This is a genomic window from Corynebacterium sp. HMSC076C10, assembly GCF_001812455.1.
GTDB classification, from domain to species: Bacteria; Actinomycetota; Actinomycetes; order Mycobacteriales; family Mycobacteriaceae; genus Corynebacterium; species Corynebacterium jeikeium_D.
Genome location: NZ_KV809154.1, coordinates 51,091 through 73,041, shown reverse-complemented (window position 1 = coordinate 73,041; position 21,951 = coordinate 51,091). Strand labels below are relative to the sequence as shown.

Genomic DNA, 21,951 nt, shown 5'->3' with positions numbered 1-21,951 from the left:
ATGCCCGCTGACCTTTATCGACGTCTCTCCAACCTCGATGGCAAGAGCTACGGTGCATACAAATCTCTTCGTGGCTCCCACGAGCTGCCAGACCTGGACGCGACGCTATTTATCGACAAGGTTCAATCCGACCCCTACGCCCCGGCATCGCGGGCACGCGTCCACATTCCGCTGTCCGTACTGGACTATCGCGGCGCCTCCCGGTCACAGCCCGGTAGGTTCAGCACGGCGGAGCTCGATTTGTTGAACCGCCGCCTCGTGCGCGCTTTGAAGGAGTATGGTCGCGGGCTGTTCATCGATTCCCCAGGTCAGCAGGTTTTGCGCCGAGCTGCTGTCGCTGAGCTCCGTGGGGATGCGCACGACGTCGATAAGCATGACGATGCCCTGCAGATCAGCCTAGAAATCCAACTGCCCGCCCGAGGCCGACGCATTCTCGGGCGTGAGGCGGCGCGCGTGATCTGTGAGGATTTGTTGAACGCGCTTGACGACGCCATCGTGAACGCACCCATCGATGCGCTCGAGGCAGCCGCGGAATTGGAGTATGACCAGCTCTTTTTGCGCCGTGCAGTGGCGGACGCGGACCTGATTGGGTTTGTGGCAGACGGTGCGGTGTTGCCTCGTCAGGCGGGCAATAGCCAGCTGCCGAAGCCAGGCGCGACTGCGTTTACCTCACCGGAATCGCTGCAGCACAGTTTTCAGCTGCCGTCGGGCAAAACCGTGCACGGCATGGGTATTCCGCGGGGCGTGACGTTGATTGTCGGTGGCGGTTATCACGGCAAGTCCACGTTGTTGTCTTCCCTGGTCACGGGTGTTTATAACCATGTCGCTGGCGATGGCCGCGAGTTTGTAGTCGCCGACGAGACTGCGGTTGCGCTGCGTGCCGAGGACGGCCGGGCCATCACTGGTGTGGATATCTCGCCGTTTATCAACGGCCTTCCCTCCGGTGATGACACGACTCGATTTTCCACCGCGAATGCATCCGGCTCGACGTCGCAAGCTGCGGGCCTGATGGAGGCGCTAGGTTCCGGTGCGCGGGTGCTGCTCATCGATGAGGACACCTCCGCGACCAACTTCATGATTCGCGATGAGCGCATGCGCCGTCTCATCCCCGATGACCGCGAGCCGATCACTCCACTGGTCGCGCGGGTCCGCGAGCTGTGGGAGGACCACGGAATCTCCACGGTTATCGTCGCTGGCGGCTCTGGGGCGTTCATCGATGTCGCGGACACCGTGATTGCTATGGATGCGTACACGCCTTACGACGTCACCAAGCGCGCCCGTGAGCTCCGCGAATCGGCTACTCCGGCCGAGCCTTCGCCTGCTTTTGCGCAGATCGGTGAGCGTTTTCTGCAGGCTGACTTCCCCGCCGGCGAGAGCCGCGGACGTGGCGGTCACGGTGGCCGTGGTGGACACGGTGGTCGCGGTGGTCGCGGTGGTCGTGGCCGAGGCTCGAAACCACCTAAGCCACCGCGTGCGCGTGGTCTCGAGCTGATTCAGGTGGGCAAGGACAATCTTGACTTGCGCGCTGTCGGCCAATTGATGGATTCCTCCCAAACAGAAGCCATTGCCCGGATTCTGGGGGCCGTCGTCAAGCAGCTCGATGGGCGTACTGACCTCACCGAGCTGATCCAGCGCGAATACGACAACTTTTGTCATTCGCTCTTCGATGCGACAGCTGCGTCCACCAACTCTGGTCATCTCGCGGAACCGCGTTTCCAGGAGGTTGCGGCGGCAATCAACAGACTTCGGCTCTTGCGGTAGAGCCTCGAAGATTGGCGGACCCCGGCCCCGCTCCCTCCCCTGCGGATGCCCCAGCTAACTTCCTCGACGGATTTCGGCGTCAGGTCTTGACCTTGACGCGGCGTCAAACAGAAAGATGATTCCCGTGAGCAACAACGACAACGAGTACACCATCGGCGAGGCAGCCGAGCTCCTGGGCGTTACCACGCGCACGCTGAGGCATTGGGATGCCATCGGACTACTCAGCCCGCAGTATCGCACGTGGTCCGACTACCGCCTCTACACCGACGAGGACATCGACACCGCGCTGGAGATTCTGGTCTACCGCGCCGCTGGTGTGCCGTTGAAGACTATCGAGGAGTTTATCCACGGCGATTCCTCCCCGAGAAGTCGAAAAGATCGTTTGCTCGCACAGCGAACTGTTCTCACCGAGAAGATCGCTGACCTGCACCACATGGTGCAGTCTTTGGACAAACTGATTGAGGAAGGACACACGATGGAAGCAAAGACGAAGGCAGAGCTTTTGGGCCGTGACTGGCAGAAACTCGAAGCCGAAGCTGAGGAGCGCTGGGGCGACACTACTGAGTGGGAGCAGTCTCAGCAGGCTCAGGAAAAGATGAAGGACAGCGACTGGGCCGAGCTTGAAGCAGAGGCTAAGGATTTCGCCGATGCGCTTGCCGACGCCGCCGAGCGCCACGTCGAGCCCGGTTCCGCTGAGGCGGCCGAGCTAGTTGACCGTCACTTGGCCTCTATTACTCGCTTCTACGAGGCTGGTCGAGAAAAGCAGATTCTGTTGGCTCGCATGTACGTCGCTGATTCCCGGTTTGATCGGTACTACCGCGGCAATGCTGGCTACCTGCTGGAGCTGATTGAAGCTCAGGCCCGTAAGGAAGGCATTGACCCGGCAACTGCCGAGTGGCGGTAAATACAGGGAAGCAGCCGTTCAGCCCGGCCTTCCCATCCGGGACTGAATCGGCATAGAATTGCCTCATGAAATTCATCGAAGCCGCAGACTTCACCGCTGATCGCCCGTGGGGCGCACTGGATGTGGTCACTATGACTGGAGCCACAAGCGTTCGGCTCCACTGGAGCGATCAGCCATACAAGTGGCACATCAATGATGGCGAAGAGGTCTTTGTGGTTGTCGACGGAGCCGTCGATATGCACTACCGCGATGCGGGAGAGGAATGCGTACGCACATTAACGCCTGGCACTATCTGTTTCGCAGAAGCCGGCGACGAACATGTCGCGCACCCGCAGGGCGAGGCGCGCATGCTTGTCATTGAAAAAGAAGGCTCAGTCTAGCCCACAGCAACAGCAGCCGACAGTGCACACTTCGGCATCCCCATAACTCCGTCATACCCCCGACTCGGGAAGGAATTAACCATGAAATTCTCTCGCTCTATCGCCGCTGTCGCCATCGGTGCCGCTACTGTGCTGGGCGCTGTTGCTGCCTCTCCAGCTGTCGCACAGGCTATTGGTTGCCCCTTTGCACCAGTGCACAAGTATGAAGAACACCGTTTCTCCGGTTCTTCGACTTCAGCAGATGCTTTCAAGGTTTGGTTTAACGGTGGCGTCTACATTGAACCAATCGTCGAAACGCTGGATTTGGTTGAGCTTCAGGTTAACGACACCCAGGTCGCTCAGGCTGGCGACATCATCTACAAGGATGAAAACGGCAACTTCTGGGTGAAGTAGCCTACGCAGGAACAACAGGGCTCAATTACAGGTCTAAGCCCATGGCAGATTAACCTCATCTGAATAGGGCTATAGCGCTTAGCGTTGTGGAGTCACTGGTACTCTGTCTCGCACCTTTTGCAATTTCTGCCACGAGCCCTCGTTTTCAGGAGTGTTCCACCATGGAAATCATCATCGTCGATTCTGAGGCCGAAATCGCGAGCATCGCTTCGGACTACCTCGCTCACTACGCCAACAAAGGTGGAAACCTCGGTGTAGCAACAGGATCGACCCCGCTTGCGACGTATCGGGAACTGATTCGTCGCCATCGGGCTGGTGAAGTCACCTTCAAAGACTGCAGTTTCTTCGCACTCGACGAGTACGTGGGCCTGCCGATCGAGCATGAGCAGAGCTACTACCACGTGATTCACAATGAGTTTTCCGATCACGTGGATGTTGACCCGGCGAGGGTCCATATTCCCGATGGCCTCGCGGACGATATCGGCGCGGCCTGCGAGGATTACGAGCGAAAGATTATCGAGGCCGGCGGCATTGACATTCAGTTGCTGGGCATCGGCACCAATGGGCATGTTGGTTTTAACGAGCCCGCCAGCTCTTTTGGCTCTCTGACTCGCATTAAGACGCTGCACCCGCAGACCGTGCTGGATAACGCCCGGTTCTTCGACTCTGCAGAAGACGTGCCGTACCACGTGGTCACCCAGGGGCTTGGCACCATTTCACGTGCGGGGCACCTCCTGCTGCTGGCCACAGGTTTTGCAAAGGCGCACGCTATTGCCGCTTCCATCGAGGGCCCACTGAGCGCGTCAATGCCCGCGTCCGTATTGCAGCTGCACCCACGGGCCACGGTTGTGATTGACCAGGCTGCAGCCAGTGAGCTGAAGAACAAGGAATACTACGAGTTCACCTACGCTCATAAGCCGCAGTGGCAAAAGGATATGTGGAAGTAGGCCCCGGCCCTCCCCGGCCCCTTCCCAACCTTCGCTCCCACCCCCGGACTAGCCAGCGCTAGTCGTCATCATCCATCTCCAGCTCCGGGTCTTCGGCACGCGCCTGCTCGTAAACTTCCTTCGCGGCCGTGAGATTAATGACGCCGATGACAAGTCCCACGACGATGTCCGGCCATGCGCTGAACCAGAAAATGGTGACCACTCCGGCGGCGAGAATGAGCAGGTTCGCCAGGACGTCGTTACGCGCCGCCAACCACGCGCCGCGCATGAGCGCACTGTCGGCCTTGCGCAGGTTCATCAGCAAAATCGCACAGACCAGGTTGATGACCATCGCGATAATTGCCGTCACCGACAGCGTGAGCGGCTCCGGCGGCTCACCGCTGATCATCTTCCAAATGGCGGTGCCGAACGCCGCGATCGCCGGAATCAGGATCAATCCGGCGAGGCCGAAGCTTGCTTTACGACGGCTTGCTAGCGACCAACCCAATGCGGTGAGAACCAGCAGGTTGATGAGGAAATCTTCAAGAAAGTCCGCAGCGTCAGCAAACAGGGCTGCGGAGCCAATAACTGAGGCAACAACTAGTTCAATGAAGAAGCCGAGAAGATTCAAGCCCGCTACCCACGCGACAATTTTGCGGGCGCGGTGATCCAAAGTCGATGAGGTAAACACGGGGGATATCGTAACGCCCGCCGCGAGTACCATCGAAACCTATGACCTCCGCACAGAAATTCCACTCAGAGATGAAGGTTCCCGGCGGCAAATTGGTTGTCGCCGACTGCGAGACCACAGGTGACACTATTTCGTCGATAAGCATTTCGGGCGACTTTTTCCTCGAACCCGATGAAGCCTACGACATCATTAATGACGCTCTCCTCGGTGCACCTGCCGAGGACAACACGGAGCGCCTGCAGGCTCGCCTCGATGCGGCGCTAAAGGATTTTGAGGATCAATCCGGCCGCGAGGTGCGACTGCACGGCTTTGATACCCACGTTATTGCGCAGGTCGTTCGCCGCGCACTGACGCAGGCTGTCGACTTCACCGATTTGGAGTGGGAGGTTTTGCAGCCGGGTGTCCTGCCAACGGTGCTGAATGTTGCCCTCGACGAAGTCCTCCTTGACCAGGTCAATTCTGGTCAACGTGGTCCAACTCTGCGGTTCTGGGATTGGGAAGACCGTGCCACCGTGATCGGTTCCTACCAGTCCTACGTCAATGAACTCGAACCCGAGGGCGTAGAGAAGCACGACGTACAGGTGGTGCGTCGTCTCTCCGGCGGTGGCGCGATGTTCATGGAGGGCGGCAACTGCGTCACCTACTCGCTCTATGTGCCAGAGAAGCTGGTCGCTGGCCTTAGCTACGTCGAATCCTACGAATTCCTCGACCGCTGGGTCATCGCTGCACTCGCGCAGCTCGGCGTCAATGCGTGGTACGTCCCCATCAATGACATCACCTCCGATGGCGGCAAGATTGGTGGTGCCGCGCAGAAGCGCCGTGGTTCGACGGTGCTCCACCACGTCACCATGAGCTACGACATCGACGCTGACAAGATGATGGAAGTCCTGCGCATTGGCAAGGCCAAGATTGCCGACAAGGGCTTGCGCAGCGCAAAGAAGCGCGTCGATCCGCTCCGCCGCCAGACGGGTGCCAGCCGCGCCGAAGTCATTGACGCGATGAAGCAGACATTCATCAACCGCTACGGCGCCGCCGAGGTATCGCTTTCCGACGAGGACTTCGCTGCGGCGCAGCATCTTATTGACACCAAATACGGCACGGAGGGCTGGACTCACCGAGTTCCGTAGCGTCCACGTGATTTATCTAAATGAAGAAAATCTTCGGGAAAGAGGGTTAACTAGACAAAACGAGTAAACCAAGGAGATCCAGCGTGGATGACGCGGAACAACATGGCCCGAAGAAGAAACTAAGCCCTCTTGACGAAACGCTGGATAGAGCCCGTGCACTGCGCACTAAACGCGCAATCGGTCTCTACCCTGCCAATATGCACCCAGGACTGGTGCCTGGATTCAGCGTCGAAGAGCTGAAATACAAGTTCGGACTGGACAAGCTGGTTTTCGGCGTCAACGCGGTGTTGATTATCGCCTTTGTCATTTGGGGTATCACCAGCCCCGAAACAGTCTCCTCGGTTTCTTCGGCCGCGCTGTCGTGGGGCCTGGAAAACTTCGGCTGGCTCTTCAACGTCACCATGGTTATCTGTGTCATTGTGATGTTGGGTATTGCTATGTCCCGCTACGGCAATATCAAATTGGGCAAGGATGACGAGGAACCGGAATACTCCCGTTTTTCCTGGGTAGCCATGATGTTCGCCGCAGGTATCGGTGTCGGTATTTACTTCTTCGGCCCATCTGAACCGTTGGCGTTCTACCACTCACCGCCGCCGCTGACGGTGGAGGCACACACTGAGGAAGCGCTGCACCGAGCGGTCGCCCAGGCAAACTTCCACTGGGGTTTCTCACCGTGGGCGCTGTATGCACTGGTCGGTGGCGCACTTGCCTACTCGACGTACCGCCGTGGCCGCGCCAGCTTGATTTCTTCGCTTTTCACGCCAATTTTGAAACGCACTGATGGGCCCATTGGTCGCACTATTGACATTTTGGCGATTGTGGCGACGTTGTTCGGTACTGCTGCCTCGCTGGGTATTGCCACGCTGCAGATTGGCGAGGGCATTTCAACGCTCGCCGGATTTACTCCCTCGATGGCGGTACTTCTTGTCGTCATTGTGGTCTTAAGCGTTGGCTTTATTATCTCGGCGGTCTCTGGCGTGTCGAAGGGCATTCGCATTTTGTCGAATACCAACATCATGCTGACCTTCTTGTCACTTTTCTTCGTCTTTGTCGCAGGACCGACCCTGTTCCTGATTAACCTTCTGCCATCGAGCATTTTGAGTTACCTGGATAACTTCCTGGATATGTCCTCCCGCTCGTTGTCGTGGGGCCAGGAAACTCTGGACTTCCAGGCTGCGTGGACAATGTTCTACTGGGCTTGGTGGATTGCCTGGGCTCCCTTCGTGGGCATGTTTATTGCCCGTATTTCCCGTGGCCGCACGATTCGTGAGTTCATTTTGGTGACCATCATCGTGCCGTCCTTTGTGCTGATGCTCGCATTCTCTATTTTCGGCGGCACCGCTATCGACTTCGCCCGCAACAACATCCCCGGCTTTGACGGCTCTGCCTCTTCCCAGCAGGTGCTCTACAACCTGATTGGCGAGCTGCCGTTTAGCGGTGTCGTCTCTGCCCTGGTGATTGTGATTCTGGCGATCTTCTTCATCACCTCTGCCGACTCGGCATCGGTGGTGATGGGCACGATGGCCTCCAAGGGCGATCCGGAGCCGAATAAGCTGATTGTCGTTTTCTTCGGCGTTCTCATGATGGGCATCGCCGTGGTCATGCTTCTCACCGGCGGCGAGGATGCCCTGTCTGGCCTGCAGTCACTGACAATCTTGACGGCAATGCCATTTGCGGTGATTATTATCGCGCTGCTCATATCCTTCGTTAAAGACCTCAGCACCGACCCGCAGGCAATCCGCACCACCTTCGCCAAGACCGCGGTGCGCAACGCAGTCAAACGCGGCCTGGAAGAGTACGGCGATGACTTCGAGCTCTCTGTTGAACGCACTGACAAGGATCAGGGTGTCGGCTCCTCCGCGGGAGTCGAATCCGGTATGGAGCAGCTGACCGAGTGGTATCACCAGACCAACGAGATGGCTGAGGCGGCGGATTCCCACGATGAGGTAGAGAAATCATCAAACGGTAAGCCATCAAACGATACGTCTACCCATTAGTTAGTGCACTATCTAACTAGTTCCTCATGACCGCCAGCTTCTCCGCCAACTGTGCCACATCATTCGGGTGGTACTCCGCAGGCCGGTTTCGCTTCGGCGAGCAGGAATCAATAACATCCCGCCACCGCTGTGGAATAGCAGAGGCACCAAAGACGCCACCGAGAAAAGCACCAACAATCGCCGCGTTGGTGTCGGTGTCGCCACCACGGCCAATGACTCGGACCAACGATTCCTCAAAGGTTGTGGTTTTGTCTTCTACCCGCCGCAGTTCTTTATGCAGTGCCCACAACGCAAAGCGTAGCCAGCCCTGATGCACAGAAAAATCCGGCTCCCCGCTGTCCAACACCGCACCGCTGGCCTGCCAATCGGCCTCCCACTGCGCGCTCTGGGAGGCCAGCCACTCCATCAGTGCCCCCACGCCAATGCCGCGGCGCGGCTGGTGGAGGCCACCGCTGATGACGTCGGCAAGCGCGGATGCGTAACGTGAGTTGGCGTCGATGCACACCGGGTGTGGGTGGGTGATGGCGGCGTCCTTGCGTGCGAGTTCGCCCGCGTGTGCGGGGTTGCGCCAGTATGCGATAGCCAGCGGTGAAATGCGCATGAGCGCGCCGTTGGCCTGGGAATTCGGGTTCGGCGCGCGTCGTAACAGCGCCGCCGTCGTAGCGTCCCCGATATCGAAAGCATCGGAATTCGCCCAGCGCACATAGGACTCACGAACGTCGGTGGCATCGTAGCCTTCGCAGCGCACCAGTGAGCGTGCCAGTGCCAGCGCCATCTCGGAGTCATCGGTGGGCTGACCAGCGGCGATATTGTGGGTGCCGCCATCGGCAAGTTCGCGAACACCGTGTGGGTAGCGCTGTGCAATCTCCTCAGCACTGCAAAACTCCACCAGCGCCCCGAGATTATCGCCAATGACCTGGCCATAGAGCACACCGCGGGCACGGTCGAGGACGCGGGCGAAAGCATCGGAATTGTGAATCACGGAGTGTCTCCTACAGAGCTTGAATGGTGTCGGCGATTTTACCGAGGACCTGCTACAACGCCGCTACAGCCCCCGCGAGAGATTCCAGCGCAGAACCGCAGGCCGGTCATGGTAGCGACCAAGCACGGACAGGGATGCGGTATTCAAGGGGAAGGACTGGCCCAGTTCAATGGGCAGTTCCAACCAAGCCGTTGTGAGCGCACGCAGCGAGTGACCGTGGGCGAACAAAATCGCCTTGTCTTCACCCGATTCACGAACCCTTTTGACTACACGTTCAACGCGCTCACGGACTTCTTCCGCGGTTTCGCCATTGGGCACACCGTGAGTCCAAATCTGCCAGTCAGGAACAGTCTTTTGCACTTCCTTCGAGGTAATCCCCTCGTAGTCGCCGTAGAACCATTCCGCGAGATCCTCTTCGACTTCGAAGTCGTGGAATCCTGCCAATCGAGCGGTCTCTTGGGCACGCTGGCGGGGTGATGCCAGCACTAGCCCAAAGTCCTTCGGATCCAGCCAGCCGTTCAGGGCCTCGGCTTCTTCCCGACCGTTGTCAGTCAGAGGAAGATCAGTTACCGATGTGTGCTGTCCAGTGCGCGACCACTCAGTTTCGCCGTGCCGCACGAGATATAAATCAGTCATAGTTCCAGCCTAGGCTTATCTGAAAGTGCGGTTAGCCGCGGCAGCCCTGCTAGCCCATCACGGGGTCACGGATCCGGCTACGACCGCTGCTTAAGCGTCTCCACTGCACGGTCGGCGAGCTCCTCGCCAGCACCGTCGTAGAGGTAGACGGCCATGTCGGCACCAACGTTGAGAAGCTGATCCTTAAACCTCTGCACCTTAGTGGTGGTAGCAACCACGGCTTCGGTGTCCTGCTTACGGATGTTCTGAATCATCGCGTAGGTCTCAGCGTGCTCAGACAGCGCCAACACGTACAGCGCTGGTTTCTTCTCCAGCTCGATGTGGTGCCAGAGCTCTGGGTCTGTCACATCGCCTGGGATGACCTGGTAGCCCTGCTCGCGCAGCTCTTCGATGCGATCCTCGTCGAAATCAACACCGAAGACGTTCATGCCGTACTCGTTGACCAACCTGCCGTAGACACCAACGCCGACTCGCCCCATACCCATGATGAGAGCATCGGCGCTATCAATAATGACCTTTGCCTCTTCTGGCACCAGGCGGTCCTCTGGGGTTTCTGGGACGAACTTCTGCAGGAAGCTGACAATCTTGTCTTCGTGCGGGGCCATCAGCGAGCTGGCAATGAAGCTACCCGCCACGGCGACTGCCATAATCGAGGTCCATTCTTCCGGCAGAATGTCCTGTTGCGTCGCCGCCGCCATCACAATTAGGCCGAACTCCGAGTAGTTACTCAACGTCAGCCCCGCCAGCGCACTCGTGCGCAGCGACAGTCCCATGCGCTTGAGAATCCAGATGAAGATAGTGGCCTTGAGCACCAGGAACAGCACCATAATCGCAGCGATGACGTAGCCGCCCGCGCTTGGCAGACCACCGAGACCAATCTCGATAAAGAACGCGACCAGCAGTAGCTCACGAATACTAATCAGTGCTTCCGACAGACGGTCAGAAATTGGGTGCGAAGACAGCAGAATACCGGCGACCAGGGACCCCAGCGAGCCAGAGAGCCCTGCCAGTTCGAAAGCCGAGTAAGAAGCCACTGCAATACCAATACCGGTGAGAACCAGCAGCTCAGTGCGGAACATGCGGTTGGGAAGCCGCGCCGCCAGCGGGCGAATGAAGAACAATAGTGGCAGCGCCAGCGCCCACAGCTCCGGGGTCTTACCCGACGATGCCACCAGCACGCCGACCGCAATGATGTCCTGCAGAATGAGTACACCAATCGCGATACGTCCGATGGCCGAAGCACCGCGGTTCTGCTCCTCCAAGTGGCTCATCACAAACACCGTCGACGAAAATGAAGTCGCGATGCCGATGTAAATTAGCGCGGTCACCGACAGTCCCGTGAGCTCACGCAGCGGCAAGAAACTGGCGACACCGAACAGCACGGCAAAAACTACCGTGTTTAAAAACGCGTGGCCAAGCCCCGAAAAGACCACTCGTGGCGCCACGATATCCTTCGGATTTAGCTTCAGACCGATTGTGAACAGCAAGGTGGTAACACCAAGCTCGGCCAGCGAATCAATGAACGGGATTTCCTCAAGCCCCATTGCATGAACGGCAAAACCGGCCCCAAGGAAACCAATCAGCGGCGGCAGCCGAAGCAACGACGCACCGAGTCCGCCGATAATCGAAAACAGTATTGCTGTTAGGTATACGGATTCCACCCATCAAAGATATCAGCTGACACTACCGATTGATGCAGTGGCTAACCATTAACAGATTTTTAACACCAAACCGGGGTTAGCTTCTTGGGAGTTAGCGCCGGTACGGGACCTCGCCCAACGCAATCGGCTGCGGGTGCTCTGTAACCCACTCGATTGTCGCCTCCGTCAGCGCATCAATGTCCGCCTCACCAGCTTTGCGCTGCTTTACGACGGCCATGGCATCCTCGGCGGCCCCAACCGTCTCCAGCCAGAAGTCGATCATCTTGGCATAGTCTTCGTCCCAGTTGACGTAGCCCATCTCCAGCGCTTCGTACCCGAGCCGGCCCACGATGCGGATAACTTCGCCCTGCACAGTCGCGGCTGGGCCACCACCCGGCACCAGGTAGTTCCAGAGGTATCGGAACTGGCCGTTGATCGACTTGTCTGCGGGGACAATAATGTCGCTGTGGCCGTCGTGAGGCGTGATTTCCTGCGGGCGGTCAGCACCGATGCGCTCATATAGTCGATCCATGACTGGCTGGTACTTGTCGCGCTGCTTGTCTGACAGGCGGTTGTAGCGGCGACCGAACTTAGTGAACTCTTCGCGAGCTTCGTCGTCGATTTCCGAACCCGCGTCCAGGAGCACCTCGATACTCGCTAGGACTCGACTGAGGGAATCGATATCGGCGGTAGCGACGGCCTCTTTGAACGCTGTCCGGCCGTGACCGAGGCGGTTCTCGCGGTGAAGGTCAGCGCCATTTTCCAACAGCAACGCAATGGCCTTGGGCTGATGGCTCTTCGCTGCCATAAAAAGCGGAGGATACTTACCAGCTTCAGTGTCCGCACCGCCTTCGAGCAGGACTTTCATCCTGTCGATGTCGCCCCGATTGGCATGCTCTGCCAGCGCGGTCTTACCGAACCGGTTCTCGGCGTTGACGTCGAGCCCCTGATCAACGAGCCGCGCATGAGCTCTGGCGGGGTGCCACGGAGCGCTAGTGCAGTGTCCTTGCTGTAGCCAAAGACTGCGTCGAGAGCGCATGTGTCATAGACGGCCTTCAGCGCATCCAGGTCACCGGCTTCGAGCAGTTCTTCGAAATCTTCGACCAGTTTCTTCCGCTTCCGTGGCATGCAGTTTCCCCTTTACTTACTGCCCTCGTCAGTGGACAGCGCAGCCACGAATGCCTCCTGCGGCACCGAGACCGAACCGATGTTCTTCATGCGCTTCTTACCGGCCTTCTGCTTCTCCAACAGCTTGCGCTTACGGGAGATGTCACCGCCGTAGCACTTAGCAAGGACGTCCTTGCGCAGTGCACGGATGTTCTCGCGGGCGATAATCTTCGAACCGATTGCAGCCTGAACTGGGACTTCGAACTGCTGGCGAGGAATTAGCTCGCGCAGCTTCTTGGTCATCTTGTTGCCGTACCACTGCGCGTTATCGCGGTGGACGATAGCGGAGAATGCATCGACGGCCTCGCCCTGCAGGAGGATGTCCACCTTGACCAGGTCGGCAATCTGCTCGCCGGCATCTTCGTAGTTCAGCGAAGCATAACCCCTGGTGCGGGACTTCAGCATGTCGAAGAAGTCGAAGATAATCTCGCCCAGCGGCATCTTGTAGCGCAGTTCCACGCGGTCCTCAGACAGGTAGTCCATACCACCCATTTCGCCGCGCTTCTGCTGGCACAGCTCCATGGTGGGGCCAACGAACTCGCTTGGCACGACGATGGTGCACTTAACCATCGGCTCGTAAATCTCGCGGAGCTTCCCCTCCGGCCAGTCACTCGGATTGTGAACAGTGACCTCGGTGCCATCCTCAGTGACCACGCGGTAGACAACGTTCGGGGCCGTCGAAATGAGATCCAGGTCGAACTCGCGCTCCAGTCGGGCGCGGGTGATCTCCATGTGCAACAGGCCCAGGAAGCCCCCGCGGAAACCGAATCCGAGGGCCACCGAAGTCTCAGGTTCGAATGTCAACGAAGCGTCGTTAAGCTGGAGCTTTTCCAACGCATCACGCAGGTCAGGATAGTCCTGCTGAGAGATTGGGAACAGACCGGAGTAGACCATCGGCTTTGGCTCTGCGTAGCCTTCCAGCGGCTCCTCCGCCGGTGTGGCGTTCAGCGTGACGGTGTCACCGACCTTGGACTGACGGACGTCCTTCACACCGGTGATGAGGTAACCGACCTCGCCGACGCCGAGGCCCTTACACTTCTTCGGCTGCGGCGAGACGATGCCGATTTCCAACAGCTCGTGCTTAGTTCCGGTGGACATCATCTGAATGACTTCACGCGGCTTGAGCTGCCCATCAACAACACGGATGTACGTGACCACACCACGGTAGGTGTCGTAGACCGAGTCAAAAATCAGCGCACGAGCAGGTGCCTCCGGATCGCCGACCGGTGCCGGGACGAGCTCACAGACTCGGTCGAGCATTTCCGCAACGCCCTCACCGGTCTTGCCCGACACACGCATGACATCCTCCGGCTCACAGCCGATGATGTGCGCGATTTCCTCCGCGTACTTATCCGGATCCGCGGCCGGCAGGTCAATCTTGTTCAGAACCGGAATGATCTCCAGGTCGTTTTCCATGGCCAGGTACAGGTTGGCCAGCGTCTGCGCTTCGATGCCCTGAGCAGCGTCGACAAGCAGAATCGCGCCTTCACACGCCTCTAGCGCACGCGAGACTTCGTAGGTGAAGTCGACGTGACCAGGCGTATCAATCAGATGCAGGACAATCTCTTCGCCCGCGTGCTCGCCGGTGCGCGGAACCCACGGCAGGCGCACGTTCTGAGCCTTAATGGTGATGCCGCGCTCGCGCTCAATATCCATGTTGTCGAGGTACTGATCGCGCATATCGCGTGCTTCAACAACGCCCGAGAGCTGCAGAATTCGGTCCGCCAGGGTGGACTTACCGTGGTCAATGTGCGCAATAATGCAGAAATTTCGAATCCGTGAGGGGTCCGTAAAAGTCTGCTCCGCAAAATTCTTGGTCACGTTGGGTCTACTCCGAAAAATAAAGACGTTATGGGCATTGGGGCGCGGCGTTGGCCGACCCATATGCGCCGGCCTCGAAAACCGACCAGCCGGGCTTAAATACAATCACGCACAATCTTACCTATCGATTCCCTCCGCACTAAACCTCTAGACTTAGATTCCATGAGCTCCACTTCGTCCACCGATCAAAATGAACGCGAAAGCTGGCCACGCCGCCTGCGTAATCGCATCAGCGCGCGTCTTTTCGCCGGTACCGAGTGGTTCCGTGGCCCCGACACACTCGACGAGGCGCTGTTTAAGCTCAACATGCAGCTAGGACTCGCCCAGGACACCTCGCTTTCCGACGAGTCCAAGGAGGCCCTACTTCGACTGCGAGATTCGGTGACCATCGCGCGTCCGACCGCGGAGCTGGCCCGTACAATCGTCTACAGCCCCGACATGGATGGTCAGGCCGACCCCGGCGAAGTGGTATGGATTCCGCTGCAGCTCGAAGGTGAAAATGCTGCCCTGCGCGAGCGCGCTGTGGTCGTGGTTGGGCGCCATGACCAGTACCTATTGGGCATGCTGATTTCCACCCGCAGCGAGCACAGTGAGCATCCGGAGTGGCTATTTATCGGCAGTGGGTTCTGGAATGAAGACCCCAAGCCATCGTGGGTTCGCATGGACCGTATCTTGCTCATCCCAGAATCGGGTATTCGCCGCGCAGGTGCGATGATGCCCCGTAGGCGCTTTGAGCTCATCGCCGCCCGGCTGCGCGGGGACTACGGCTGGAATTAGCCGCAGCTGGAATTAGGCAGCGGCTGGTATTAGGCAGCGCTGTTTGCTAAGATTCTGCAAGTTGTTTACCGTTGCGTTCCTTTGCGGCGAGCGCGGGCAGGACCTTGGGTTCGCGTTTTCATCGCCGTATAAGCGCAGTGCATGGTTTTATCCCGCTGGTTAATTAGTTTGAACGGCAGGGATTCGAGCCAAAATTTGTACTGTGATCAGGACTTTTCTTGGTGGCGGGCGGTAGCAATTCCAACTACTACGGATACAAGAGGTATTCACGATGGCAAACATCAAGTCCCAGATCAAGCGCAACAAGACCAACGAGAAGGCTCGCCTGCGTAACCAGGCTATCCGCTCTGCAGTCCGCACCGAGATCCGCAAGTTCCAGGCTGCTGTTGAGGCTGGCGACAAGGCTGCTGCTGAGGCTCAGCTGCGCGTTGCTTCCCGCAAGCTGGACAAGGCTGTCACCAAGGGCGTCTTCCACCGCAACACTGCGGCTAACAAGAAGTCCGGTATGGCTAAGGCTTTCAACAAGCTGGAGGGCTAATTCCCTTTTGGCGCTGTGCCGTTCTTGTGGCGCTTGTGCCGTGAAATTAACCGCTTCCTGCTATTTTCCGATTTCATTTCGGATGTGGCGGGAGGCGGTTTTTATTATTTAACCCCAACGCGAGTTAGTGGCTGCGTTTATGGCTGGCGGCGGTGGGGCGATGCGAGTTACTGACTACGTTTATGACAAAAATGGCCTGAAAAATGGCTTGAAAGTGTCATAAACTCACACAGTTTCACATTTGCAGCCCGTAAATTTTAACGCCGATGGGACGAATGGGCCAGCTCCGCGATACGAAGCACCGACTGTTCCAGCGATAGTTCCGGCGTCGATGAGGCTCCCTTGGTGTCTGCATCCAGCTGTGCCGCGACAACCACAGCGCGAGCAACCGCCGGGGTTGACCAGGCAGATGCCAACCGCTGAGTTTTCTCCAACTTCCACGGCGGCATGCCATAGCGGTGGGCATCTCTACGCGCATTGACACCACGTGCACCGTGGAGCCGAGCTACATCACCAACCATTCCCGTGATTGCAGCCGACAGCAGTGCCGGTGCCATGCCCAGCTGCAAGGCACGGCGCATCTTGGCCAACGCTTCCCCACCCCGGCCGCGCAGTGCGAGCTCGGCAATCTCAAAGCCCGAAACCTCCGCCGAAGCACCGTAGTAGGTGCGCACTGCTTCCGAGGTGACCTTGCCCGCGGTATCCGCACACAGCTGGGAAATGGCGGTGGCCAGCTCGCGGAGGTCTGAACCGACCGCATCCAGGACGGTATCGATGACGTCGCGACGCACCTTAACCCCGTGTGAGGCGAACTCTTCGCCAACAAAACCGGGCAAGTCGTTTCGCTTGAGCGGTTGAGCTTCGAAAAAGCGGACCCCCAACTTGCGCAGGTCAGCGACCATCTTTTTCTGACGCCCCTCACCGCTGTGAAGGAGAATCAACGTGATGCCCGGCGCGGGATCCTTAACCGAATCCATCAACAGCTTGGCAGGCTCTTTGCCGGCGTCTTGGCAGTCGGTGACAACCACGATCCGGTCATCTCCAAACAACGAAGGGCTGAAGAGCTCCACGGCATCGACAGTGGTCATGTCCCCTGCGCGGATGGTGGTCACAGGCACCGAGCGTCCACCCGGATCGGACTCCGTTGCTGCCTGCGCGCGGACGGCAGCGACAATGGCGAGGCGGGCGCGGTCTTTCAGCAGCTCCTCTTTGCCCACAATCAAATTCACGGGTGCGACGGCGCTCAATCCCGACCTCTTTTCCGCGTTAATTCCTGCGACTGTTGTTTCTAGCCTACGGGACAGCCCGGATTTCACCTTCCTCGCCAGACTTCACCATTGGAATACAGGGCTTGCGGCCCATCTCGCTGCGGGCACACCACAGGAATCTGCTCGGGTGTCATTACGGTTTCTCGCACGCGCGGACCACACTCGCGAGCGATAAACCACTGGGGTGAGCGGCCTGATTGGGACGGTTGGCCGCTCACGGATTCAGCGATGTACGACGGGGACTCCACCGCCACGGTTTCTGTCGTGGGGTTATTGGTGGTGTCATCGAGCACCTGGACGTACCCCGCCTCTTCCTCGGTGAGTCCGAGTGCAATTCGGCACTGCCGGCTGAGCGAGGTCGGTGCAGGGTAACCAACCGATGCCACATGGTTGGCGGGTTCTCCGACAGCCTCCGCGTGAATGAGAACAACCTGGTTCTTCTCCGCACAGGCCGCAACCTTCCACCCCTGTGGGGCACGCGCAATGTCCAGCCCGAACACCCAAATAACCGCGTAACTACAGACGGCAAGTACCACTGCGAAGCAACCAGCGCGGAGCGCAAGACGGGGCCACGCCCAGAGCGCCGTCAAGCATGCGAACGTGAGCGTGCAGGAGATGACCAACGTGACCGTCCCAGTGGCGGGCGCGACGATTCCCGCAGCGAGGCGTGCGACCTGATGAATCCACCATGCGCACGGCGCGGCGCACCAGAGCAGCGCACTGACCAGCCAATTGAGATGCAGTGCGGCGGCAACGGCAGCGAGCGAACCAGCGATAGTAACCGGTGCGACGGCGGGCGCGGCGAGGAGATTGGCGAGCAGTGAGACGTGACTAATTTCGCCGATAAGGAGCGCCAACACGGGCATGGTGACCACGTGTGCGGCAATCGATACGGCGACGGCGCGGACTACTGGGGCGGGCCAGGTACCCATAACGGTGGTGGCGGACAGGCGTCTGGCAAGGGGCTCGGCAAGAAGGACTAACCCGGCGGTGGCTGCGACCGAGAGGGCGAAGCCCACTGATACCGATAGGTCTGGAGCCAGGAGAATCAACCCAATAATGCCAGCCGACAGCGCCGCGATGGCCTGGCCAGCTCGTCCTACAAGAATCGCCAACAGCCCAATGCAGCCGGTGACCACCGCGCGTAGCACTGACGGTTCTGTACCCACAATTGCCACAAAGCCATACAGGGCAAGCGCGGCGACTGCGACGCGCACCCGCGGTCCAGCCCACGAAAACACGGCTACAACAGCCCCGATAACAAGCGCAACGTTCGCTCCAGAGACTGCTGATAGATGTGAAAGCCCAGAGGCAGTCATCATGTCGCCGTCGTTGAGGCTAAAGCCGCGCTCATCGCCGATGGCCATGGCGGGAATCAGGCGGTCGGGACCAACGGGAAGATTCTGCGCCGAGTCAAAGAGCTGCTGGCGCACCTGAGCTGCCAGCCCCTGCGGTGGCGCGATGACCTCAACATCGCCACGCAGATTCAGCTGGATACCACTAATGCAGGGTTTGCTGGCCACACGTATACCGGCTGTGGATTCAACTACGGCGTCTCTCGTGACCGCCAACAGTGACTCGTCTCCGAAAACCGACACCTGCCCCGGAAGGCCCTCGATGCGGGCCTTCGCGCTGGCCCCGAACTCGGTAGCTTTCGGCTCGGTGACGAGGCGCAATTGCACTTTCGACATCCCGCCAATGTCGTCATAGAGCTCGTGGGCTCGGGCTTGCGCTATGCGGATTCGCGTGGCCACCGCAACACTGGCCACCGCCACAGCTGGCACCACGATAGTGGCGATTGCTCGCCAGCAGGAGGTCACCGCACCTCTTCCCCATCGCCACGACCAACGCTGCCACGCCCACGGCAACACCACCGCAGTCACGATCGCGCACGGTGCCACAACTATCGCCCATTCTGGGCGCATGATCACTGCCACCGCAGTCGCCCACGCCAACACCGCTGCTGGCACTAGCCGCACATCGAGCCCAGCACGAGCGCGCAGGTCAGACGGTGGCGGCATCGCGCAGAGCCTCTACCTTCGCCGGGCCGATTCCCGGAACCTCCTCAAGTGCGTCGATACTCGCAAAAGGCCCGTTCTTTTCACGAAAGTCAATGATTTTGGTCGCTGTTGCGGGTCCAATCCCGGGCAGTTCCTCCAGCTGCGTAGCAGTGGCGGTGTTGATGTTGATCTTTCCGTCAGAGTCACCCGGGCCAGCCCCGCCTGCAGCACCGGCGCCAGAACCGCCAGAAACATCGGAACCACCCTCCGCCGTTCCTGCTGGCAGCGCCTCTGTCCCGACCACAATCTGTTGACCATCAACCAACGGTGCCGCCAGGTTCACGCTGGCAGGATTAGCCTCCGGCAAAAGCCCACCCGCACGCTCAATTGCCTCCACCACCCGCGCACCCACTGGCACCTCCACCACGCCTGGATTCACAACCAATCCCACCACCGACACAATCAACGGCCCCATCTGTGCCTGAGCGTTAGTCTCCTTTCCCGCACCGGCTGGCGTCTCCGCTGGGTTTTCGGTCGTCTCCGGTGTCGTCCCCGCGACAGCCGCGTCCTGCACCGCAGGCATCTCCACCTGCGGCGTCGACGGCCACACCACCGCAGCGATTACTCCCAAGGCCAACACCGCAATCACAATGCACGCAGCCATCGCCACCCGCGGCGTCACCACCGCCCGGCGCGTGGAAAAGTCCACCGCCATGCGCTTGTCTTGATCAATCGGTTCCAGATAGTCCGCCAGCCGATTCCGCAAATTCGTCACGATGCGCACACTAGCGCCCCGCCCCACATGCCACCTCGACGAAAGCACTCATCGAGGCGCCATCTGTGGATAAAAATTGGCCTGTGGGGGTTATCCACAGGCCACATCATCTTCGCAGTTCAGCAACTACTTCTTCTTCTCGTCGCCGTCATCATCACGCTTGTTGCTTGACGACGACTCCCGCGATTTCTCCCCTTCGGTGCCAAATACAGCTCCCTCGGGATCGGACTTATCGCGCAGCGCCAAATCAGAGATAGCCTTCGCCAGACGCTCAGCTTTATCCAGAGCTGCTTGGCGATTCTCACTCCACGTTGGCAATTTAGAAACCGCCGTGGTGAAAAGCGGAATTCCCTGTTCATTAGTCACTACTGTGCGATGGATTCGTTTACTGCGGTTGCGACTGGCAGCCGGATTCTCAACTACCTTCACCGCAGCCTGATCGGTGATCGGCTCACCTGGGTCTGTGGTGCCAGCGTTTTCAGCCGAACCGTCCGTGTCAGCAGAGTCACCGGAATTGTCTATGTTCCCGGAATCGTCGTCTACCGCGTCTGCAGCCACAGCATCAACAGCAGGCGCGTCACTCTCCTCCACACTGTGGAGCAGCGCTGTCACGCCCATCTCTGTTTCAAAATCCATGGCATTCGAATCAATCGAGCCACCGGAGACCATGCCAACTGCATAGGCTCCCTGCCCGACATGAGCGGTAAGAGACTCCGGCAAATCCAGGATTCTAAACCGGGTATCGTCGGCTAGCTCTTCGGCAAGCATGGCCTGGAGCTCGTGAACGTCGTCAAGCGCATCGGAATGATGCAGCAATACCGCAGGCGGACGGTTCGCCGATGACGCGGACCGCACCATCTTCGTGGCGAAATCCACCATGCGCTGCTTGACCTTCGCCTCTGTCCGGCACTTGGCGACCAGCGCTAGTGAGCCATCTTTAATACCGACGATGGGCTTGATCGCGAGGGCTGTGGAGAGCATCGCTTGGCCTGCGGAGATGCGACCGCCACGGCGCAGCGAATCAAGCTTTGGTACGAACAACCAGAGTCGATAGCGCTGCAGCACATCACGGGCGACGTCGGCAACCTCATCACGACTGGCCCCGGCCCTCGCGGCCTTGGCTGCCGCGATGGCAGCGGCACCGACTCCAGCTCCGACGGTGTCGGTATCGATGACCGTCACACGGTCCAGCGCACCAGCAGCGGTGACAGCGTTAGACCAGGTCGCGGACATTCCCTTGCCAAGATGCAGGGCGACAACGCCAGCGTCAGAACCATCCTTGTTGGAACATTCCAGCGCACGCGCATATGCGGCGCACAGCTTCAGTGGACTGACTGCCGACGTAGTGACGGCGTCTTCATTGATGTCATGGCCGATGGGAACCACGGTGATGTCGAGCTTGCGGGCAACCTCAGGCATCAGGCACGCGGTGTCATCGACAACAATGCGAACGCGACCGTCACCGGGCATGGCGGCCTCCTGAAAAGTCAGAAACCTGCGGCTCCCGCTCACGGACCTTCGCATTAAAAGCATTGAGGTACCACGAGGTCTCACCATTGACGCGCGTGCGCTGCTCCATTTCGACCCACGCAGTGTTGCCCAGGCCGTTGAACGTGCTGAAGTAGTCGCGCGGCATCTGCAGCAGGGCTGCGGTAGCGGCAGCAATGGCACCACCGTGGGATACGAGCACAAAGGTATCCGACTCCCAATCGGGGTTGGCCGTTAGCTCAGCAATGACCGCCAGCATTCGGTTGGAAACCTCAAAACGGGTCTCGCCGCCCTTGGGCGCCCAGTTGAGATTATGGCGCCAGTGATCACGCATCCCGGGAAACGCGGAGTCAATCTCGTCGTAGGTGCGCTCTTGCCATTCACCGAGGTTGGTCTCACGCAGGCGCTTATCAAAACTCAACTCTGCACCGGTGGCCTCAGCTAGCGCACGGGCGGTGTCGGCTGCCCGGGTCAGGTCAGAGGACACGATTTTTGTGATTCGCGGTTCAGCCTCCGCCAGGTACTGCGCCGCAGTACGGGCTTGCTCGCGACCAACGTCGGAAAGCTGCGTGTCCAGCTGTCCCTGAATGCGGCCGGTAGCGTTATACGATGTCTGCCCGTGCCGCAGCATAATCAGGCGACGTCGAGCGGCAACATGTGCCTCGCGTGAGCCCGCCACA

At 59.1% G+C, this 21,951-nt stretch carries 21 protein-coding genes; 9 read left to right on the top strand and 12 right to left on the bottom strand.

From position 1 onward, the window contains the following. The 5 genes from HMPREF2857_RS08740 to nagB all read left to right on the top strand — a co-directional run bounded on the left by HMPREF2857_RS08740 (nt 1) and on the right by nagB (nt 4,385). Nucleotides 1-1,761, top strand: a complete 1,761-nt coding sequence (locus HMPREF2857_RS08740) for an ABC-ATPase domain-containing protein (protein WP_070643710.1) — start codon at nt 1-3, stop codon at nt 1,759-1,761. A gap of 115 nt (nt 1,762-1,876) precedes the next feature. Then, nucleotides 1,877-2,665, top strand: coding sequence for a MerR family transcriptional regulator (locus HMPREF2857_RS08735; RefSeq protein WP_070595779.1), 789 nt, complete (start codon nt 1,877-1,879; stop codon nt 2,663-2,665). 65 nt (nt 2,666-2,730) lie between these two features. Then, nucleotides 2,731-3,045 (top strand): cupin domain-containing protein, encoded by a 315-nt coding sequence (locus HMPREF2857_RS08730; protein ID WP_049193606.1) that lies wholly within the window; start codon nt 2,731-2,733, stop codon nt 3,043-3,045. An 81-nt stretch (nt 3,046-3,126) separates the two neighbouring features. Next, on the top strand, nt 3,127-3,438 hold the full coding sequence (locus tag HMPREF2857_RS08725) for a hypothetical protein (RefSeq protein WP_070643708.1): 312 nt from the start codon (nt 3,127-3,129) through the stop codon (nt 3,436-3,438). Between the two features lie 161 nt (nt 3,439-3,599). Further along, the gene (gene nagB / locus HMPREF2857_RS08720) at nt 3,600-4,385 is read left to right on the top strand and encodes a glucosamine-6-phosphate deaminase (RefSeq protein WP_070643705.1); all 786 of its coding nucleotides are present in this window, start codon (nt 3,600-3,602) and stop codon (nt 4,383-4,385) included. A 58-nt stretch (nt 4,386-4,443) separates the two neighbouring features. On the opposite strand, the gene HMPREF2857_RS08715 is transcribed toward nagB, so the two are convergent. Next, on the bottom strand, nt 4,444-5,088 hold the full coding sequence (locus tag HMPREF2857_RS08715; RefSeq protein WP_070643701.1) for a cation efflux transmembrane domain-containing protein: 645 nt from the start codon (nt 5,086-5,088) through the stop codon (nt 4,444-4,446). Nucleotides 5,089-5,096: 8 nt separating this feature from the next. Between HMPREF2857_RS08715 and HMPREF2857_RS08710 the strand changes: the two genes are divergently transcribed. Both HMPREF2857_RS08710 and HMPREF2857_RS08705 read left to right on the top strand, forming a co-directional pair. Next, nucleotides 5,097-6,182 (top strand): lipoate--protein ligase family protein, encoded by a 1,086-nt coding sequence (locus tag HMPREF2857_RS08710; protein WP_070643698.1) that lies wholly within the window; start codon nt 5,097-5,099, stop codon nt 6,180-6,182. A gap of 197 nt (nt 6,183-6,379) precedes the next feature. Beyond that, nucleotides 6,380-8,179, top strand: coding sequence for a BCCT family transporter (locus HMPREF2857_RS08705; protein ID WP_083310547.1), 1,800 nt, complete (start codon nt 6,380-6,382; stop codon nt 8,177-8,179). Nucleotides 8,180-8,195: 16 nt separating this feature from the next. Here HMPREF2857_RS08705 and HMPREF2857_RS08700 read toward each other — a convergent pair whose 3' ends face one another. From HMPREF2857_RS08700 to lepA, 6 genes are all read right to left on the bottom strand, one after another. Then, nucleotides 8,196-9,161, bottom strand: coding sequence for an ADP-ribosylglycohydrolase family protein (locus tag HMPREF2857_RS08700; RefSeq protein ID WP_070643692.1), 966 nt, complete (start codon nt 9,159-9,161; stop codon nt 8,196-8,198). Nucleotides 9,162-9,224: 63 nt separating this feature from the next. Then, the gene (locus tag HMPREF2857_RS08695) at nt 9,225-9,797 is read right to left on the bottom strand and encodes a histidine phosphatase family protein (protein WP_070643690.1); all 573 of its coding nucleotides are present in this window, start codon (nt 9,795-9,797) and stop codon (nt 9,225-9,227) included. Nucleotides 9,798-9,874: 77 nt separating this feature from the next. Then, the gene (locus tag HMPREF2857_RS08690; RefSeq protein WP_070429489.1) at nt 9,875-11,458 is read right to left on the bottom strand and encodes a cation:proton antiporter family protein; all 1,584 of its coding nucleotides are present in this window, start codon (nt 11,456-11,458) and stop codon (nt 9,875-9,877) included. 91 nt (nt 11,459-11,549) lie between these two features. Continuing rightward, complete coding sequence (locus HMPREF2857_RS08685; protein ID WP_246819682.1) at nt 11,550-12,341, bottom strand: ankyrin repeat domain-containing protein; 792 nt, start codon at nt 12,339-12,341, stop codon at nt 11,550-11,552. Next, the gene (locus tag HMPREF2857_RS11330) at nt 12,302-12,565 is read right to left on the bottom strand and encodes a nucleoside triphosphate pyrophosphohydrolase family protein (protein WP_246819683.1); all 264 of its coding nucleotides are present in this window, start codon (nt 12,563-12,565) and stop codon (nt 12,302-12,304) included. The genes HMPREF2857_RS08685 and HMPREF2857_RS11330 overlap by 40 nt, the downstream gene beginning before the upstream one ends. A 12-nt stretch (nt 12,566-12,577) precedes the next feature. Then, nucleotides 12,578-14,425 (bottom strand): translation elongation factor 4, encoded by a 1,848-nt coding sequence (gene lepA, locus HMPREF2857_RS08680; RefSeq protein WP_070643687.1) that lies wholly within the window; start codon nt 14,423-14,425, stop codon nt 12,578-12,580. A gap of 162 nt (nt 14,426-14,587) precedes the next feature. Here lepA and HMPREF2857_RS08675 point away from each other — a divergent pair, with 162 nt between their 5' ends. Beyond that, nucleotides 14,588-15,202 carry a type II toxin-antitoxin system PemK/MazF family toxin gene (locus HMPREF2857_RS08675; RefSeq protein ID WP_070643684.1) on the top strand — a complete coding sequence of 205 codons (615 nt, stop codon included), beginning with the start codon at nt 14,588-14,590 and terminating at the stop codon, nt 15,200-15,202. A gap of 271 nt (nt 15,203-15,473) precedes the next feature. Continuing rightward, the gene (rpsT, locus tag HMPREF2857_RS08670) at nt 15,474-15,740 is read left to right on the top strand and encodes a 30S ribosomal protein S20 (protein ID WP_016422323.1); all 267 of its coding nucleotides are present in this window, start codon (nt 15,474-15,476) and stop codon (nt 15,738-15,740) included. Nucleotides 15,741-15,997: 257 nt separating this feature from the next. Here rpsT and holA read toward each other — a convergent pair whose 3' ends face one another. The 5 genes from holA to HMPREF2857_RS08645 form a co-directional block, all read right to left on the bottom strand. Then, nucleotides 15,998-17,056 carry a DNA polymerase III subunit delta gene (gene holA / locus HMPREF2857_RS08665; protein ID WP_005511539.1) on the bottom strand — a complete coding sequence of 353 codons (1,059 nt, stop codon included), beginning with the start codon at nt 17,054-17,056 and terminating at the stop codon, nt 15,998-16,000. Beyond that, the gene (locus HMPREF2857_RS08660) at nt 17,053-19,029 is read right to left on the bottom strand and encodes a ComEC/Rec2 family competence protein (RefSeq protein ID WP_070643681.1); all 1,977 of its coding nucleotides are present in this window, start codon (nt 19,027-19,029) and stop codon (nt 17,053-17,055) included. Before HMPREF2857_RS08660 ends, holA begins: the two co-directional genes overlap by 4 nt. Beyond that, entirely contained in the window at nt 19,013-19,783 is a 771-nt protein-coding gene (locus tag HMPREF2857_RS08655; protein WP_246819673.1) for a ComEA family DNA-binding protein, read from the bottom strand. The genes HMPREF2857_RS08660 and HMPREF2857_RS08655 overlap by 17 nt, the downstream gene beginning before the upstream one ends. Nucleotides 19,784-19,909: 126 nt before the next feature. Continuing rightward, the gene (locus HMPREF2857_RS08650; RefSeq protein ID WP_070643676.1) at nt 19,910-21,253 is read right to left on the bottom strand and encodes a DegV family protein; all 1,344 of its coding nucleotides are present in this window, start codon (nt 21,251-21,253) and stop codon (nt 19,910-19,912) included. Further along, nucleotides 21,243-21,950 (bottom strand): histidine phosphatase family protein, encoded by a 708-nt coding sequence (locus HMPREF2857_RS08645; RefSeq protein ID WP_070643673.1) that lies wholly within the window; start codon nt 21,948-21,950, stop codon nt 21,243-21,245. Before HMPREF2857_RS08645 ends, HMPREF2857_RS08650 begins: the two co-directional genes overlap by 11 nt. Nucleotide 21,951: the final 1 nt, after the last annotated feature.